The organism is Microbacterium dauci (assembly GCF_030065535.1).
GTDB lineage: Bacteria > Actinomycetota > Actinomycetes > Actinomycetales > Microbacteriaceae > Microbacterium > Microbacterium dauci.
The window spans coordinates 21,993-38,262 of record NZ_JASJND010000005.1 but is presented as its reverse complement, the minus strand read 5'-3'; the positions used below and the strand labels follow the sequence as shown (position 1 = coordinate 38,262).

10 protein-coding genes are annotated in these 16,270 nt (G+C 72.6%); 9 read left to right on the top strand and 1 reads right to left on the bottom strand.

The annotated features are described in order from the left end of the window. Positions 1-67: 67 nt before the first annotated feature. The 3 genes from QNI14_RS07385 to QNI14_RS07375 all read left to right on the top strand — a co-directional run bounded on the left by QNI14_RS07385 (position 68) and on the right by QNI14_RS07375 (position 6,102). Complete coding sequence (locus tag QNI14_RS07385; RefSeq protein WP_283715870.1) at positions 68-3,319, top strand: DUF5107 domain-containing protein; 3,252 nt, start codon at positions 68-70, stop codon at positions 3,317-3,319. Next, positions 3,316-4,623, top strand: a complete 1,308-nt coding sequence (locus QNI14_RS07380; protein ID WP_283715869.1) for a cellulase-like family protein — start codon at positions 3,316-3,318, stop codon at positions 4,621-4,623. The genes QNI14_RS07385 and QNI14_RS07380 overlap by 4 nt, the downstream gene beginning before the upstream one ends. A 120-nt stretch (positions 4,624-4,743) precedes the next feature. Beyond that, positions 4,744-6,102 carry an HNH endonuclease gene (locus QNI14_RS07375; protein WP_283715868.1) on the top strand — a complete coding sequence of 453 codons (1,359 nt, stop codon included), beginning with the start codon at positions 4,744-4,746 and terminating at the stop codon, positions 6,100-6,102. A 140-nt stretch (positions 6,103-6,242) separates the two neighbouring features. Here the strand turns inward: QNI14_RS07375 and QNI14_RS07370 are convergent, their stop codons facing one another. Beyond that, positions 6,243-8,570, bottom strand: a complete 2,328-nt coding sequence (locus tag QNI14_RS07370) for a rhamnogalacturonan lyase (RefSeq protein ID WP_283715867.1) — start codon at positions 8,568-8,570, stop codon at positions 6,243-6,245. Between the two features lie 219 nt (positions 8,571-8,789). Between QNI14_RS07370 and QNI14_RS07365 the strand changes: the two genes are divergently transcribed. From QNI14_RS07365 to QNI14_RS07340, 6 genes are read left to right on the top strand one after another with little or no spacing between them, the layout of a single operon-like run. Continuing rightward, the gene (locus QNI14_RS07365) at positions 8,790-9,971 is read left to right on the top strand and encodes a glycosyltransferase family protein (protein WP_283715866.1); all 1,182 of its coding nucleotides are present in this window, start codon (positions 8,790-8,792) and stop codon (positions 9,969-9,971) included. Then, positions 9,961-11,184, top strand: a complete 1,224-nt coding sequence (locus QNI14_RS07360; RefSeq protein ID WP_283715865.1) for a glycosyltransferase — start codon at positions 9,961-9,963, stop codon at positions 11,182-11,184. Before QNI14_RS07365 ends, QNI14_RS07360 begins: the two co-directional genes overlap by 11 nt. Then, positions 11,184-12,305 carry a glycosyltransferase family 4 protein gene (locus QNI14_RS07355; RefSeq protein ID WP_283715864.1) on the top strand — a complete coding sequence of 374 codons (1,122 nt, stop codon included), beginning with the start codon at positions 11,184-11,186 and terminating at the stop codon, positions 12,303-12,305. The genes QNI14_RS07360 and QNI14_RS07355 overlap by 1 nt, the downstream gene beginning before the upstream one ends. Further along, entirely contained in the window at positions 12,302-14,170 is a 1,869-nt protein-coding gene (locus tag QNI14_RS07350) for an ABC transporter ATP-binding protein (protein ID WP_283715863.1), read from the top strand. Before QNI14_RS07355 ends, QNI14_RS07350 begins: the two co-directional genes overlap by 4 nt. Then, positions 14,167-15,264, top strand: coding sequence for a phosphotransferase (locus tag QNI14_RS07345; RefSeq protein ID WP_283715862.1), 1,098 nt, complete (start codon positions 14,167-14,169; stop codon positions 15,262-15,264). Before QNI14_RS07350 ends, QNI14_RS07345 begins: the two co-directional genes overlap by 4 nt. Then, a complete protein-coding gene (locus QNI14_RS07340) occupies positions 15,261-16,268 on the top strand; it encodes a hypothetical protein (protein ID WP_283715861.1) in 1,008 nt (335 codons plus the stop codon). Before QNI14_RS07345 ends, QNI14_RS07340 begins: the two co-directional genes overlap by 4 nt. The last annotated feature ends 2 nt before the right edge of the window (positions 16,269-16,270 follow it).

The window sequence follows — 16,270 nt, the reverse complement described above, 5'->3', positions numbered from 1 at the left end:
CGGATCGTCCAGGCCGATGCGGCGATCGGTCATGGAACGATGCGCTCGTCGACCGTAGATTCGCCTCGTGACCGACGACGACACCCTGCCCCGCCGCGCCACCAGCCGGATCGACCTCCCGGCGGCGCCGGCCGACCAGCAGGCGATCCTCGACGCCGGCGGCGTGGCCTGCTGGGCGCAGGACGTCGAGATCGACACGTACGAGCCAGGCGACCCCGACCCGTACCCGGCGTTCCTCGAGCGTCGCGTGTACCAGGGCTCGAGCGGTCGGGTGTATCCGCTGCCGATGACCGAGACGATTTCGCACGAGAAGCGCCCGCGCGCGTGGCGGGCGATCCATCTCGAGAACGCGTACGTCCGGCTGATGCTGCTCCCCGAGATCGGCGGCCGCATCCACATCGGCTACGACAAGGTCGCCGGGTACGACTTCTTCTACCGGAACAACGTCATCAAACCCGCCCTCGTCGGGCTCGCGGGCCCCTGGATGTCGGGCGGCGTCGAGTTCAACTGGCCGCAGCACCACCGCCCCGCGACGTTCCTGCCGGTCGATTCGCGCATCGAGCGCGAGGGCGACGGGGCCGTCGTCGTGTGGCACAGCGATCTCGACCCGCTGCAGCGGATGCGTGGACTCCACGGCATCCGACTTCGCCCGGGATCGTCGCTGATCGAACTCGACGCGCGCCTCCACAACCGCACCGACGTGCCGCAGACCTTCCTGTGGTGGGCGAACGTCGCCGCGCGCTCGCACGAGCGGTACCAGTCGTTCTTCCCCGACGACGTCCGGTTCGTCGCCGACCACGCGCGCCGCGCGATCACGGCGTTCCCGCGCGCCGACCGGCCGTACTACGGCGTCGACTACCCCGCCCTCGCCGCCGAGCGGCCTGACGCCGACCGCATCGACATCTACAGCAACATCCCGGTCCCGACGTCGTACATGATCACCGACACCGCCGACGCGTTCTTCGGCGGGTACGACCACGACGCCGACGCGGGCTTCGTCCACTGGGCAGACCCCGCGCTCTCGCCCGGCAAGAAGCAGTGGACGTGGGGCGACGGCCCGATCGGCCGCGCCTGGGACGACCAGCTCACCGACACCGACGGTCCGTATGTCGAGCTCATGGCGGGCGTCTACACCGACAACCAGCCCGACTTCGCCTGGCTCGTCCCCGGCGAGACGAAAACGTTCCGGCAGTACTGGTACCCGATCCACGCGACCGGTCCGGTGCGGCAGGCGACGACGGATGCCGCGGTGTCGGTGTCCGGTTCGCGCGTCTCCGCGATCGCCACCAGCGCGCACGACGCCCGCGTCGCGATCACCCTCGCCGACGGTTCGACGATCGAGGCGGCGGCGCCGCTCGGGCCCGACGCACCCTGGACGACCGAGGTGGACGGCGAGGCCGTCGCAGTATCCGTCCATGAGGGCGACCGCGAGCTCGTCGCCTGGCGCCGCCGCGAAGACGATGCCGGCGAGCCGTGGGTCGCCACGGCACCGCCGCAGCCGACCGAGATCGACGCGGCCGACGAGCTGTACGCGACCGCGATGCACCTCATCCAGTACCGGCATCCGACCCGGTCGCCGCTGCCGTACCTGGAGGAGCTGCTCCGGCGCGATCCGGGCGACATCCGCGCCCGCACCGCGCTCGGCGCGTGGCACCTGAACCGCGGCGCGTACGCCGCCGCGCGGGAGCACCTCGAAATCGCGGTGGCGCGCGAGACCCGCCGCAACCTGAACCCGCGCGACGGCGAGGCGCACGCCCTGCTCGCGCTCGTCCTCGAGCGGCTCGGCGACGACGCCGGCGCCGACCGCCGCTGGGGCCGCGCCGGTTGGAACGCCGTCTGGGCGGCGCCGGCAGCACTCGGCCGCGCACGCATCGCGCTGCGGAACGGGCGGGCGGGCGACGCGCTGCGGCTCGCCGAAGGCGCGGCATCCATTCCCGAGGCGCAGCGGGTGCGGGCACTCGCGCTGCGCGCGCTGGGTCGCGAGGCGGAGGCCCGCGAGGCGCTCGACGCGCTCGTCGCGGCCGACCCGCTCGACCCCGTGACGATGCTGCTCGCGGGCGCGGGCACACCCGTCGACCCGCGCACCGCGCTCGACGCGGGGGCGGAGTTCGCCCGCGTCGGCGCGTGGCGCGAGGCCCTCGCCGTGACGGCGGCGACCGCGACAGGACCCGCGGGATTCGGGAACGTGGAACCCGCGCGGCGGCTGCTGCGCGCCGCGTGGGCGGATGCACTCGGTGACGCCGCGACGGCCTCGGCGGAACGGGCGGCGGCAGATGCGCTCGAACTCGACGGCGCGTTCCCCGCCGGCCTCGACCAGCACGACGCGTTGGTCACCGGTGTAGCACGCGGGTCGACCGCTGCGGCGAGTCTGCTCGGCTCGTGGCTCATCGACGCCGGGCGCGACGCCGACGCCCGCGACGCCCTCCAGCGGGCGATCGACGGCGGCGCCGCCGATCCGGTCACCCTCCGGAACCTCGCACTTGCGACGGTGCGCGCGGGCGGCGACCCCGCCGACGCCGCCGAGCTCTACGAGGTCGCGCTCGCGGTGCGCGTCGACGGGCGCCTCGTCCTCGAGCGCGACCTCGTCGCGCAGCTGACCGGGACGGATGCCGCCGCCAGACTGGCCCTGATCGAGCGGCACCGCGAGGTTATCCCGACGCGCGACGACCTGTCCGTCGTGCACGTCGGGCTCCTCCTCGACGCCGGGCGGATCGACGCGGCGTGGGCCATCGTGACGACGCGCACGTTCCGCGCATTCGAGGGCGGCGAGGGCGTGGTCCTCGCCGCGTACGACCGGGCCGCGTGCGCGGTCGCGCGGCGGCTCCTCGACGCGGGCGACGCCGCCGGCGCGGCGGAGCTGCTCGAGGCGGGGATCGCCGCACCCGCGAACCTCGGCGAGGGGCGGCATCCGTCGGTCCCGCTCGCGGAGCGGTTGGTCCTGCTCGGTGACGCGCGTCGCGCGTCCGGCGATGTCGCCGGAGCGGATGCCGCGTGGCAGGCCGCCCGCGCCGCGACGCCGCTCGCGGTCGCGCCGCGGCCGGCGGACGCCGCGACGTTCTGGATCGGGGTCGCGCACACGCGGCTCGGCGAGCACGACCTGGCTGCCGCCGCGTGGGACGCGCTGGAGGCACGCGCGAACGAGATCGACGCGACGCCCGACGCCGTGGACTACTTCGCGACCTCGCTCCCGGAGCTGCTCGTGTTCGACCTCGACACCCCAGAGCGCCGCCGCGAGCACGCCGAGGTGCTGCGAGCCTTCGCTGTGCAGGGGCGCGCGGATGCGGCATCCGCTTCGCGACTCGAGAGGATGGACGCATGACCGAGCGCTACCTGGGTTCCGGCACCGTCGCCCGCGACACGTCGGGGCTGACCGGGCCCGTCCCGGAGCACCTGCCGGAGCGGCTGGCGATCACGCTGTGGGACTTCTCCTGGTACACGCGCGCTGGTGAAGGCGATGTCTACGCCGACTTGGATGCCGCGTGCGCCGACGCCGCCACACTCGGCTACAACGCGCTCCGCATCTGCGCGGCCCCGATGCTGCTGTTCGGCGGGCTCGGGCTCGACGATCTCGCGCGGGACCTCGACATCGAAGGCCTCGGCGCCGCGCCCGGCGGCGGGTACTACGGGCAGCGGACCCGCTGGTACGACACCCCCGGCGGCTACCGGATCGACCTGCTCGCGCACCTCGCCGAGTTGTTCGCCGCCGCCCGGCGTCACGGGCTCGTGCTGATCCTCGCGAGCTGGGAGTACCAGCAGTCGCCGTCGTTCGCGCGGTCGCCGCGGTGGTTCGAGGCGATCGACGCCGTGCCACTCGACGAGCGCTACCGGTCACTGGCCGACGCGTGGGATCGAATGCTCACGTGGATCGATGCGCAGGGGTTCCGCGATCTCGTCGCGCTCGTCGAGCTGCACAACGAAGTGGACTTCTCGATCCTCCCTGCGCTGGGGGACGGCGGAGCCCACGAGGTCGTGCGGCTGCGATCGCGGCATCCGGATCTGCTGATCACCGCCAGCTACGGCAAGCCTCCGCATCTCGCGATGCACCGAGTGCCCGGCGGACTCGGGGCCGCGCAGTTCCACGTGTACAGCTACGGGGTGCTCGACGCCCTGCAGCAGCGGATCGACATCCGGTCCGAGGGCAGCGAGGGCTTCCCGAACGCCGAGTTGCAGGCGCTGCTGCTAACGGACGCACCGACGCCCGCGGAGTACGGCCGACCGGCCGAGTGGAAGCTGCGGGCGACCGTCGTCACCGACCAGATGATCTACGGGTACGACTGGGTCGACGTCGAGGCGTGGGACGCGTGGCTGGATGCCGCGTACCCGCCGTACGCCGAGGTGATGCGCCGCGAGATCGAGTCCCGCGTGATCGCGATCGCCGAGTGGGCGCGCTGGCAGGGTGTCCCCGCGCTCGTCGGCGAGGGATGGGTCGGTTATACGCCGTTGCACGGTTCGTTCGAGGAGGGTGAGATCGGGCGCGGGCTCGCGGAACACGGCATCCGCACCGCCCTCGCGCACGGCGTGTGGGGCGCGGTCCCCTGCTCGAACGCCGCCCCGCACCACCCGATGTGGCAGCTCCGCGACTGGCAGCGCTCCGTCAATGCCCTCGTCCGCGGGAGCCGTTGACGCAGCCCGACACCACGTGACCCGTGCGATTGAAATGATGAACTCTTTCTCATCTTGACCTGGGGTTCAGAAGCCCGAATCGAGCTCTCCAATGTCGTACCCCCTCACCACAATGGAGGTATGACCAGCCCCGCAGAGACTCCCGGATCGGACGCCTTCACGGCGTCTCTCGCCGGGCTCGCTCATGGGATGGAGGGCTTGGCTCAGGATGCCGCTGCCGTACAGATCCGCGAGGTCCGACTGCTCGCCGCCGCGGCCGCGCTCGCCGAGAAGACGTCCGCCGGGTCGCCCGCGCGGGTCCGCGAGCGAGACATGGCGCTCCGGTCGATCTCCGCCGAGCTCGGCGGGATCATGCGAGTCGCCGACCGGACCATGCAACGCCGGATCGACGAAGCACGCACGATCGTCGAGGATTACCCCGCCGCGCTCGAGGCGTGGGAGGCAGGCCGCATCGTGCGGGGGCACGTCCTCACGATCGTGGCCGCCGGTTCGGTACTCCCGCCAGAGTTGCGAGGCGCGTTCGCGGATGCCGCGGTCCCCAAGTGCGAACGGGACACCCCGAACCGGGTCCGGCCCGCGCTGGAGATGCTCGCGCAACACCTCCATCCGCGCTCGTTCGCGGAACGACACGAAGAGGCCGCAGCTGGTCGGTGCGTGCGGATCGTGCCTGGCCGGGATGGGATGTCGGACCTGATCGCGACGATGCCGACCGCGCTCGTCGAGGGTGCACACGACCGTCTCACCCGGATGGGCCGTGCGATCATCGACACCCGCGGCGAACGCGCGGCGGGCGCGGGACTCGGACTCGACAGCACCGATGGAACCACGGGCGACCACTCCCGCGCCGAGATCGTCACCACCGACGCGCGCACCATGGACCAAGTCCGGGCAGACCTCCTCGCCGACCTCCTCCTCGCCGGCACACCCGCGCTCGACGAGACCCGCGACACCAGCGCCGGGCCGCTCGGCAAGATCCGCGCGCGCATCCAGGTCGTGATCCCCGCGCACGCACTCGCGGGCGACGACCACGACGCCTGCGACCTGGTGGGCCGTTCCCCCATCGACGCGGCGACTGCTCGTCAACTCGCGGCAGGAAACACCCAGTGGGAGCGGCTCGTGACCCACCCGGTCACTGGTGCCGTGCTCGCGGTCGATTCGTACCGAGTGCCCGAGGCGATGCGGCGGTACCTGCAGGCGCGGGACCAGCACTGCCGGTTCCCCGGATGCCGCCAGGCGGCGGTCCGCTGCGAGATTGACCACAACGAGGATCATGCGCTCGGCGGGAAGACCCACACCTGCAACCTGTGCCACCTGTGTCAGCGACATCATTCGATGAAGCAGTTCACATGTTGGAGAGTTCGACAACTTTTGGGTGGCGTCCTGGAATGGACCTCACCCCTCGGCAGGATCTACAGAGAAGACGCACCACGGCCCGCTGTTGCGTTCACCCCTGCCGACGTCACCCTCCCGCCGTTCTGACCCACCACCCGGTACGGGCGTTTCGACTCGCTGGACCCGCTCAACGACCGCTGCAACACACCGGTCGCCCCGCGAGGGAGCGCAGCGACCGAGACGAAACGCCCAACCATGCGAAGGACGTTTCGTCTCGCTGCGCTCGCTCAACGACCGCGGGTCGAACCATCCCAGCCCAGCGGCACGTCCTCGAAGGACATGTCGGACGCCAGGTAGAAGTCGGTGTACGCGGGCTGGTTGTACGTCGTCTGCTGACGCGCGATCTCGGCCCGGTACTGCGGGTCGTGCATGAGCGTGTAGAGCTTGTGCTCCGTCGGCTCCGTCGAGACGTAGATACGCAGCGCCGACGAGTCCGCCGTGCGCACGAGCAGTTCCTCGCGCCAGTCCCCCAGCACGTCGGCCACGAGCGACGGGTTGCCCTTCGTGCCGTTGTTGGTGAGGGTTCCGGATGCCGTGAGCATCGTCCCGCGCGTCCAGTCGTCGATCGTGGGGGTCACGGTCTGCGCGCCGTTCACGATCTGCGTCGTCAGGTCCCCGGCCCACCGGATCGACATGTTCGTGCCCGGGTTGGTGGACTGGAGCACGTCGCCGGAGGCGGAGAGGAGCCCGGAGGCATCCGTTCCGGCGGGCATGCTCGACCAGAGCTCGACACCGTCGACGTCGGGCCGAACGTCGCCGACCATCCCGCGACCGGTGTCGCGACCGGAGTACGCCCCGAAGAGCACCTCGCCGGTCGCGGCATCCCGCATCGCCGTGCCGTACGGGGCGTACGCGCCGCCCTCGTGGACGGTGAAGATCTCCTTGCCGGGGCGGTTCGGGTCGAAGTCGCCGACGTGCATCGCGTCGCCGTGACCGAGACGCACGTTCTCGCCGGGCGTCGCACTGCCTGCGGGCATCGTGTCGAACGAGGAGTAGAGCAGGCTGCCGTCGTCGTCGAGGGTCGCGGATCCGTAGACGATCTCCTGCTTGCCGTCGCCGTCGACGTCGGCGGCGCTCAGGCTGTGGAAGCCCTGCGTCGTGAGGGTGCCGTACTCGGGGTCGGTGCCGTCGCGCCCGTGCGGGCCGTCGTTGAACGGGTTCGTCATCGGCACATGGCCGCTGTCGACGAACCAGCGCTTCGTGAGGTGCTTGCCGTTCCAGTCGTAGGACGCGACGGTCGAGCGCGTGTAGTACCCGCGGGCGAACACTGCTGAGGGTCGTGTTCCGTCGAGGTAGGCGACGCCCGAGAGGAAGCGGTCGACGCGGTTGCCCGGCTCGATCCGCGACATCGCATAGTCGCCCCACAGCAGCCCGTCGTCGCCGCGGCCCGGCTCGTAGCGCACCGTCTCGAGCTCCTTGCCGGTCTTGCCCTCGAACACCGTGAGGTACTCGGGACCGTCGACGATGAAGCCCTCGAAATTCCGCAGCACGTTGCGGGCCGAGCGCGAGGGAGCGTAGACGTCGATGAAGTAGTCGACAAGCTCTTCGGCGTCGGCGCGGCTCAGCGGGTAGTCGTACTGCGGCTCGGCGCCGAGCGCCTCCTCCAGCGTTGCCGGCCACTGACCCGAGACGATCTCCTCGCGCTCCGACCATCCCTCGAAAACGTCCGCGAGGTGGGTCGCGTAGTCCTCGGCGCTCATCCGGTAGTCGTCGGAGTGGGAGTAGCCGGCCTTGCGGTCGGCCTTCGGCATCGTGACGAACTCGGCCTTCTTCGCCTTGCCCTTCTTGTACTCGGTGCTCTTCGTGCCCGGCGCCGTCTTGAGCATGATCTCGGCCTTGCCGTTGCCGTCGAAGTCGTAGACGAGGAACTGCGTGTAGTGCGCGCCGGCGCGGATGTTCACACCCAGGTCGATGCGGTTCAGCAGTGTGCCGTCGAGCTCGTACGTGTCGATGTAGACCGGGCCGGTGTAGCCGACCTGCGAGACGTCCTTCGAGTTCGACGGGTCCCACTTGACGACGTATTCGTATGCTCCGTCGCCGTCCACGTCGCCGACGGAGACGTCGTTCGCGGAGTACGTGTACGCCTCGCCCGCGGGCGTGACGCCGTCGGCGGGCCTGGAGAGCGGGATATCGAGGAACGGCGACCCCTGCACCGTGACCTTGTCGGAGGGCTTGCCCTCGCGCTTGCCCTGCAGCGGCGAGACGGTGTACCGCGAGCGCTCCGTGCCGTCCGGGTCGACATACGTGGTCGAGTCGGTGACGGTCGCGATGCGCTTGCCGTCGCGCTTCACGACGAAGTCGGTGCCGGTGAGCCCGGTCGCCGACGCCCCCGTGGCCTCGCTCTTGAAGAGACGCCAGGTGAGGCGGATGCCGTCGTCTCCCGGAAGCGCGACAAGACCGCGATCGAGCTTCTCGAGCTGCGGTGATGCCGCGGGCTTCGGCTTGCCGGGGCCGTGTCCCGGCTGTGCCATCGCGGCCTGGGCCGGGATGACGAGGGCCGTCGCGGCGAGCGCGGCGACGACGGATGTGCGGACGGGTCTTCTCATCGGATTCACCTTCGGTCGTTCATCATCGAACTTCGGAATGCGCTTTCCCCAGTCGCCGATCCGAGCCTATGGTCGCCGCCTGGGGCATGTCAACGGCAGGTAACGCGCAAGTAAGCGCGCTCTCACGAAGGGCTCACCCTGGGCTTAGCGGGGGCTTGCACGGTAGAGGGATCGCTTCACCGTCCACAGCTCCATCCCGCTGCTCCACCCCCGCCTGGAGGTCGCCCCATGGTCATCCGCATCGCGCTCTACTCCCACGATTCCGTCGGGCTCGGCCATGTGCGGCGCAACCTCGCCCTCGCGCACACGCTGTCCACGCACCTGCCGGACGCGCTCGGTGACGAGGTCACGGGGTTGCTCATCAGCGGGCAGTCCGCCGCGACCGCGTTCCCGACGCCGCCCGGCTGGGACTGGCTGATCCTGCCGAGCATCACGACGGGCCCCCAGGGGTACTCGTCGCAGCGACTGACCACGGGGCTCAAACGGATCACGGCCGTGCGCGGCGGCAGCGTCGAGGCGGCCATGGCCGCCTTCCGCCCCGACCTCTTCATCGTCGACCGTCACGCGTTCGGGGTCGAGCGCGAGCTCGCCCCGGCACTGCGCTGGCTGCGCCGCAACCGCCCGTCGTGCACGACGATCCTGGGCCTGCGCGACGTGCTCGACGAGCCCGCCGCGACGAGGCGCGAGTGGGCGGCGATCGGCGGTGCCGACGCGGTCCGCAAGACGTACGACGAGATCTGGGTGTACGGCGACCCGACCGTCCACGACCTCACCCGCACCGGCGAGCTTCCCGCCGGTCTCGCCCCGCTCGTCCGCCACACCGGCTACCTCAGCCACGGCAGACCAGGGCGCGGACATCCGGTCGCCGACGAACCGTTCGTGCTCACCACGGTCGGCGGCGGCTCCGACGGCGGCGCGATCGCGGCCGCGGCGGCGCGGGCGACCGTGCCGGGCGGCATCCGTCACGTCATCGTCACCGGGCCCGAGATGCCCGATGAGGACCGGCGGGCGATCCGCGAGGCGGCCGGGCCCGAGACCACCGTGACCCGCTCGGTGCCCGATGCCCTCGCCCTGATCCGCCGCGCGAGCGCGGTCGTGAGCATGGGCGGCTACAACGCGGTCGCCGAGATCATGAGCACCCGAACGCCGGCGCTCATCGTCCCCCGGGCCAACCGGCGCATCGAACAGCCGCTCCGCGCAGACGCCCTCGCCGCCCGCGGCGCGGTCGAGACGATCGCCGCAGCGGATGCCACCCCCGAAGCGCTCACCGCGTTCTTCGCCCGCGCCGTCGACACCCGGGTCGACCGCACCGGGATCGACCTCGACGGACTCCGGACCGTCGCCGGGATGGCCGCCGACCTCGTCGGTGCGGCACGCGCACGGAAGGCGGTGATGGGCAATGCAGGCTGAATCGGCACCCCGGATCGGGTACGTCACGAAGGTGTACCCGCGGTTCTCAGAGACGTTCGTCGTGACCGAGATCCTCGCGCGAGAAGCGCAGGGCGAAGACCTCGTGATCTTCTCGCTCCGGCCGACCAACGACGCTCGCTTCCACCCCGAGCTCGCCCGCGTGACGGCGCCCGTCGTCTACCTCGACCGGCCGCAGAAGCCGTCGACACTGTGGGCTGCGCTCCGCTCGGCCGACGACCGCACCCGCGCGGGCGCCGCCGACCATCTCGACGAGCTCCTCGCCGCCGAGGTCGACGACGCCGTGCAGGCGGTCCTGCTCGCCACGGCCGCACGCAGCGAGGGCATCACCCACCTGCACGCGCATTTCGCCTCAGCAGCGACGACCGTCGCCCGACTGGCGTCGCTCGTGAGCGGCATCCCGTACTCGTTCACGGCGCACGCGAAAGACCTCTTCCACGAGAGCGTCGACCACGACGATCTGGCGCGGAAGTTCGCGGATGCCGCGTTCGCAGTGACCGTCAGCGACTTCAACCAGGCCTTCCTGGAGCGCACCCTGCCGAGCACCGACCGCGTCTCGCGCCTCTACAACGGACTCGAGCTCGACCGGTTCCCGGTCCGCCCGCGGCCGGTCCGGTCGGGTCCGCTGCACGTCGCCGCGGTGGGGCGACTCGTCGCGAAGAAGGGCTTCGACGTGCTGATCCGCGCGGTCGCGGAGCTTCGGGCCGAGGGCGTCGACGTCCTCGTCGAACTCGCCGGTACGGGCGAATTGCAGGGCGACCTCGCGGCACAGATCGCCGCGGCCGACCTCGACGACCGGGTTCGGCTCGCCGGCCCGCTGCCGCAGCACGACGTGGCCCGTCTGCTCGCGGCATCCGATGTCTTCGTCGCACCGTGCGTCGTCTCGGCCGACGGCAACGCGGACGGCCTGCCCACCGTCCTGCTCGAGGCGATGGCGACGGGCGTCCCCTGCATTTCGACCGACGTGACCGGCATCCCCGAGATCGTCCGCGACGGCGAGACCGGTGTGCTGTGCCGCGCCGGGTCGGTCGACGACCTCGTCGCAGCCCTCCGCGGCTTCGCCGACGGGACGACGGATGCCGCGGCGATCTCGGCCCGCGCCCGCCGACTGGTGGAGCGCGAGTTCGACTCCCGCAGGCAGGCCGGCCTGCTCGCCGCGCTCACCGCCGGCGTCTCGCTCGAGGAGGTGGCGTGATGCGCGTCGCGTACGTCTGCGCCGACCCCGGCGTCCCCGTGTTCGGGACGAAGGGCTCGTCCGTCCACATCCAGGAGATCATCCGCGCCTTCCGCTCCCGCGGCGACGAGGTCGTCGTGTACTGCACGCGACGGGGGCACGACGTGCCGGACGACCTCGCCGAGGTCCGCGTCGTCGAAGTGCGCGTGGCGGGCGGCGATCCCGCCGAGCGCGAGCAGTCGATCGCCGCGGCATCCGCCCTGCTCGCGATCCGCGCGGCGCAGGACGGCTTCGACCTCGTCTACGAGCGGTTCTCGCTGTTCAGCCGCGCGGGCGCCCACATCGCGGATGCCACGGGCGCGCGCGTCGTGCTCGAAGTGAACGCCCCACTCATCGACGAGCAGCGCGAGCATCGCGTGCTCGTCGACGACGCCGAGGCCGAGTCCGCAGCGCGTACGGCGCTCACCACGGCCCACGTGGTCGCGTGCGTCTCGGAGCCGGTCGCCGACTGGGCGCGTGCGCACGGCGCCGCGGCCCCGATCGTCGCGCCGAACGGCGTGAACACGTCCCGCATCCGCCCGATCCACCGCGGCGACGACGGCCCGCTGCGGGTCGGCTTCGTCGGCACGCTCAAGCCCTGGCACGGCGTCGAGGTGCTCATCGACGCCGTCGCGATGCTCGGCGACCGGGCGACGCTGACGCTCATCGGCGACGGCCCCGAAGCGGCATCCCTCCGCGCCCGTGCTGCGGCGCGCGGCGTTGCGCTCACCGAGACCGGCGCCGTCCGCCCCGCCGACATCCCCCGCCACCTCGCGAACCTCGACGTCGGGGCTGCGCCCTACCCCGACGGGCAGGCGTACTTCTCGCCGCTGAAGGTCTACGAGTACCTCGCCGCGGGGCTACCGGTCGTGGCATCCCGCATCGGACAGATCCCCGCGATCGTCGCCGACGGCCGATCAGGACTCCTCGTCGAGCCCGGCTCGGCCGCCGACCTCGCCCGCGCGCTGGCCCGCCTCGCCGACGACCCGGCGCTCCGCGAGCGGCTCGGCGCCGAGGCTCGCACCGACGCGGTCGCCCACCACGACTGGTCGCAGGTGCTCGAGCGCATCCTCGCCGACACCTCGGCGGAGGTGCCGGCATGAAGCGCCGCGATCGCAAGGCCGAGCGCAAGACCCGCAAGAAGGAACCAGCCGTGACCACCCCGAAGGCTAGGCCCATCCGGCGCACCCTCGCGACCGTGCGTCCGTTCCTCAGGCCGCACGCCTGGCTGCTGACCGGCGGCCTGTTCGCCCTCCTCGTCGAGGTCGCGTTCCGCGTGCTGGAGCCGTGGCCGCTGAAGATCGTCGTGGACTCCCTCGCCGTGAGCCTCGGCGCGCAGAGCGCGGCCACCACCGGTATCCCGGCGGCGACGGTCGAGCTGCTCCTCGCCTGCGGCGGCGCGTTGCTCGTGATCGTCTGCCTGCGGGCGCTCACGTCGTACCTCAGCACCGTCGCGTTCGCCCTTGTCGGCTCCCGCGTCGCGACGCAGCTGCGAGCCCGCGTCTTCGAGCACTTGCAGTCGCTGTCGGTGCGGTTCCACTCGGTGGCGCCCGCAGGTGACATCGTGCAGCGGCTCGTCGGCGACGTCGGGCGTTTGCAGGAGGTGGCGGTCAGCGCCGGCCTCCCCCTCGTCGGCAACGTCATCACGCTCGTCGCCCTCGCGGCGGTCATGCTGTGGCTCGACCCGATGCTCACCGTGGTCGTCGCGGTCGCGGCATCCGCATACCTCCTCCTCTCGCGCAAGTCGGGCACGGCGATCACCGAGGCGTCCCGGACGACCCGCAAGGGCGAGGGCCGGCTCGCAGAGTCGGCGTCCGAGACCCTCGACGCGATCCGCGTCGTGCAGGCGTACGGCCTCGAGCGCTCGCGCGGCGACGTGTTCGACCAGGGCAACGGCGTCGCGCTGCGCGAGGGCGTGAAGGCGCGACGCCTCGCTGCCGCGCTCGAACGGCGCACCGACGTGATCGTCGGCGTCGCACTCGCGGTCGTGCTCGTCGGCGGCGGCTGGCAGGTGCTCCAGAACCAGATGTCGCCCGGCGACCTCGTCGTCTTCACCGCCTACCTGAAGCTCGCGATGCGCCCGCTCAAGGACCTCGCGAAGTACACCGGCCGCATCGCGCGCGCCGCGGCGTCGGGCGAGCGGGTCGCCGACCTGCTCGACACCCGCGTCGACGTGCGCGAAGCGGCGGACGCGGTGCCGCTCGAGGCGACGGCGGGCGACGTGCGGTTCGAGGGCGTGTTCCTCGCCGACGGCCGCGGCGCCCCGCTGTTCAGCGACCTGCACCTGCACCTGCGCGCCGGCGAGACCGTGTGCCTGCTCGGCCCGTCGGGAGCGGGCAAGTCGACGCTCGTCGGCCTCCTCGGACGCTCGATCGACCCGGTGTGGGGGCGCGTCACGATCGACGGCGTCGACGTGCGCGACGCGACCCTCGAGAGCGTGCGCGGCGCGATCTCGGTCGTCCTCCAGGAGACGGTCCTGTTCGCGACGTCCGTGCGCGAGAACATCCGCCACGGCCGGCTCGACGCGACCGACGAGGAGGTGGAGGATGCCGCCCGCCGCGCTCGCGCCCACGACTTCGTCGCGGCGCTCCCACAGGGCTACGACACCGTGCTCGGCGGCCGCGGCAACACCCTCTCGGGCGGGCAGCGGCAGCGCGTCGCGATCGCCCGCGCGATCCTCCGCGACGCGCCGATCGTCGTCCTCGACGAGGCGACCACAGGGCTCGACCCCGAGGCGCGCGAGGCCGTGCACCGCTCGCTCCGCGAACTCACCGAGGGCAAGACGACGGTGACGATCACACACGATCCCGCCGCGGTCGTCGGCGCCGACCGCGTGCTGTGGCTCGAGGGCGGCCGGATCGTCGAGGACGGCGCCCCCGAGATCCTCCTCGCCGATACGTCGAGCCGCCTCTCGTCGTGGTTCGAGACCGCGCGCCGCGCGATGGACGCCGAGGAGGTGTCACGATGATCGCCGACCTCGCGGCCCGCGACCCGCAGCTGCCCGTCGCAGACCTCCTCGACGCCGATCGGATGACCGACCTGCTCGGCGCCCCGACCGTCATCGAGCGGGTGCGCTACAAGCCGGGCACGAGCCTCGTCCTCGGCGTGCGGCAGGGCGACGCGCACGGCTGGGTCGCGGCCTACGCCGACCCCGAGAAGCTCGCGAAGACCCGGCACCGCGCGCGGCGCTCCGGTGCGGTCGTCGTAGACGTCGGCGGCCTCGCGCAGACCGCTGCCGGCACCATCTCCGCCGACCGCGTCCTCGGACCGGTGCTGCGCCGGGGCCGGCGCGCACTCGGCGGCGCCTGGGGCGACACCGTCCTGCGCTACAACCCGCACCGGCGGCTCGTGGTCCGGGTCGGCGACCGGGCGATGAAGGTCTCGGCGGCGGATGCCGCACCCCTCACCGCCCGTCTCGCGGAAGCCGGGCTCCTCGTCCTCCCGTCGCAGCCCGTCGCGACCGGCGTGCAGGCGACCCCCTGGTGGGGCGACGGCGACCTCGCAGATCACCCCGACGCGGATGCCGCGACCGCGGCCGGCCGCGCGCTCGCGGCGCTCCACCGCGCGCCGTGGCACGTCGCGGGCGAGCTCGCACCGTCGACGACCGGCGACGCCGATCTCACCGGCGCGGTCGACGCGATCGCCGTGCTCGACCCCGACCTCGGTGCGCGCGCGGAGCGCGTCGCGGGCGGCATCCACCGACTCCCTGTCGGGGTGCGCAGCGGCGCCGTCCACGGCGACTTCACCGCCGACCAGGTGCTCGTCGGAGAGGGCGACGTGCGGCTCATCGACTTCGACCGCGCCGGGCTCGGCGAGCCGGAGCGCGACCTGGGCGCCTTCGCCGCCGGCGAGTTGCTCGCGGGCCGCGGCGCTGAGCTGACCGATGCGCTCCGCAGTGGATACGAGGGCGAGCTCGACGAGGCTGCCCTCGCCCGCTGGACGGCGACGGCCGCCCTCCAGCGCGCCGTCGAACCGTTCCGCACCGGCGACCCGTCGTGGCCGACGGCGATGCGCCGGGCGATCGACCTGGCCGCCGACGTCACGGCCGGGGTGGCCGCATGAGCGCCGTCGACCTCCCCGCCACCGCCCGCGTCGACGGCGAGACGTGGACGGTCTCGCGCGCTTGGCCGGTCGCGTCGGGCCCGCAGCCGGTCGAACTCCGCGCCGACGGAAGGGTGCGTGGCGCGTGGTGGTCGGGCGGCCGCATCACCGCCGACCCCGCCGGTGTCGACCCGTCGCTCCCCGGACTCGCCGACGTCACCGGCGACCTCGTGTCGCACCGGCCAGGCAAGCGCGCGGTCGTGCGGGCGGACGGCGGGTACCTCAAGGTCGTGCGCCCACGGAAGGCGGCCGACGTCGTCGCGGCATCCGCGCAGGCCGCAGCGTTCGGCAGCGTCTTCGCCGTCCCCGAGCACACGCCCGACCACGGAGCCGAAGCGCGCGGCGTCGTGCGGTTCTCGACGGTCGCCGGTCGCACCCTGCACGCGCTCGGCGCCGACCCGACGACGGCCGATCGCGACTGGGATGCCGCGTGGCGCGCGTGGCACACCGGCTGGGTCCGCACGGTCGCGAACGACCCCGGCGACGCGCCGGTGCATGACGCGGCGGCCGAGGCCCGGGTCGCCCAGGAGTGGGTCGCGCACGCAGTGCGCGCGCTGCCGGGGCGCGCCGCCGCCCTCGAGACCGGTGCCGCCGCAGTGACCCGTGGGCTGCGGCGGCACCCTTCACCCCTCCTCGTGCTCAGTCACCGCGACCTGCACGACAAGCAGCTGCTGTGGGACGGCGAGCGCATCGGCGTACTCGACGTCGACACTGTGGCCCGCGCCGAGCCCGAGCTCGACCTCGCGAACCTGCGCGTCCACGTCGACCTGCGCCTCGCGCAGCGACACTGGTCACCCGAGCGCGCCGACGTCGCCCGCGAGTGGATCGATCGCACCGCCGATGCCGTGGGAGCGGATGCCACCCGCCTGGCCGCCTACGCCGCCGCGACCCGCCTGCGCCTGGGCTGCCTGTACCTCTTCCGCCCGCAGTGGCGCCCCCTCGCCCTCGAGCTGCTCCCTGCCTGACC

Coding starts and splice junctions, on each gene's coding strand:
- QNI14_RS07340 (WP_283715861.1), top strand. CDS start 15,261: ATGAGCGCCGTCGACCTCCCCGCCACCGCCCGCGTCGACGGCGAGACG.
- QNI14_RS07345 (WP_283715862.1), top strand. CDS start 14,167: ATGATCGCCGACCTCGCGGCCCGCGACCCGCAGCTGCCCGTCGCAGAC.
- QNI14_RS07365 (WP_283715866.1), top strand. CDS start 8,790: ATGGTCATCCGCATCGCGCTCTACTCCCACGATTCCGTCGGGCTCGGC.
- QNI14_RS07355 (WP_283715864.1), top strand. CDS start 11,184: ATGCGCGTCGCGTACGTCTGCGCCGACCCCGGCGTCCCCGTGTTCGGG.
- QNI14_RS07360 (WP_283715865.1), top strand. CDS start 9,961: ATGCAGGCTGAATCGGCACCCCGGATCGGGTACGTCACGAAGGTGTAC.
- QNI14_RS07375 (WP_283715868.1), top strand. CDS start 4,744: ATGACCAGCCCCGCAGAGACTCCCGGATCGGACGCCTTCACGGCGTCT.
- QNI14_RS07380 (WP_283715869.1), top strand. CDS start 3,316: ATGACCGAGCGCTACCTGGGTTCCGGCACCGTCGCCCGCGACACGTCG.
- QNI14_RS07350 (WP_283715863.1), top strand. CDS start 12,302: ATGAAGCGCCGCGATCGCAAGGCCGAGCGCAAGACCCGCAAGAAGGAA.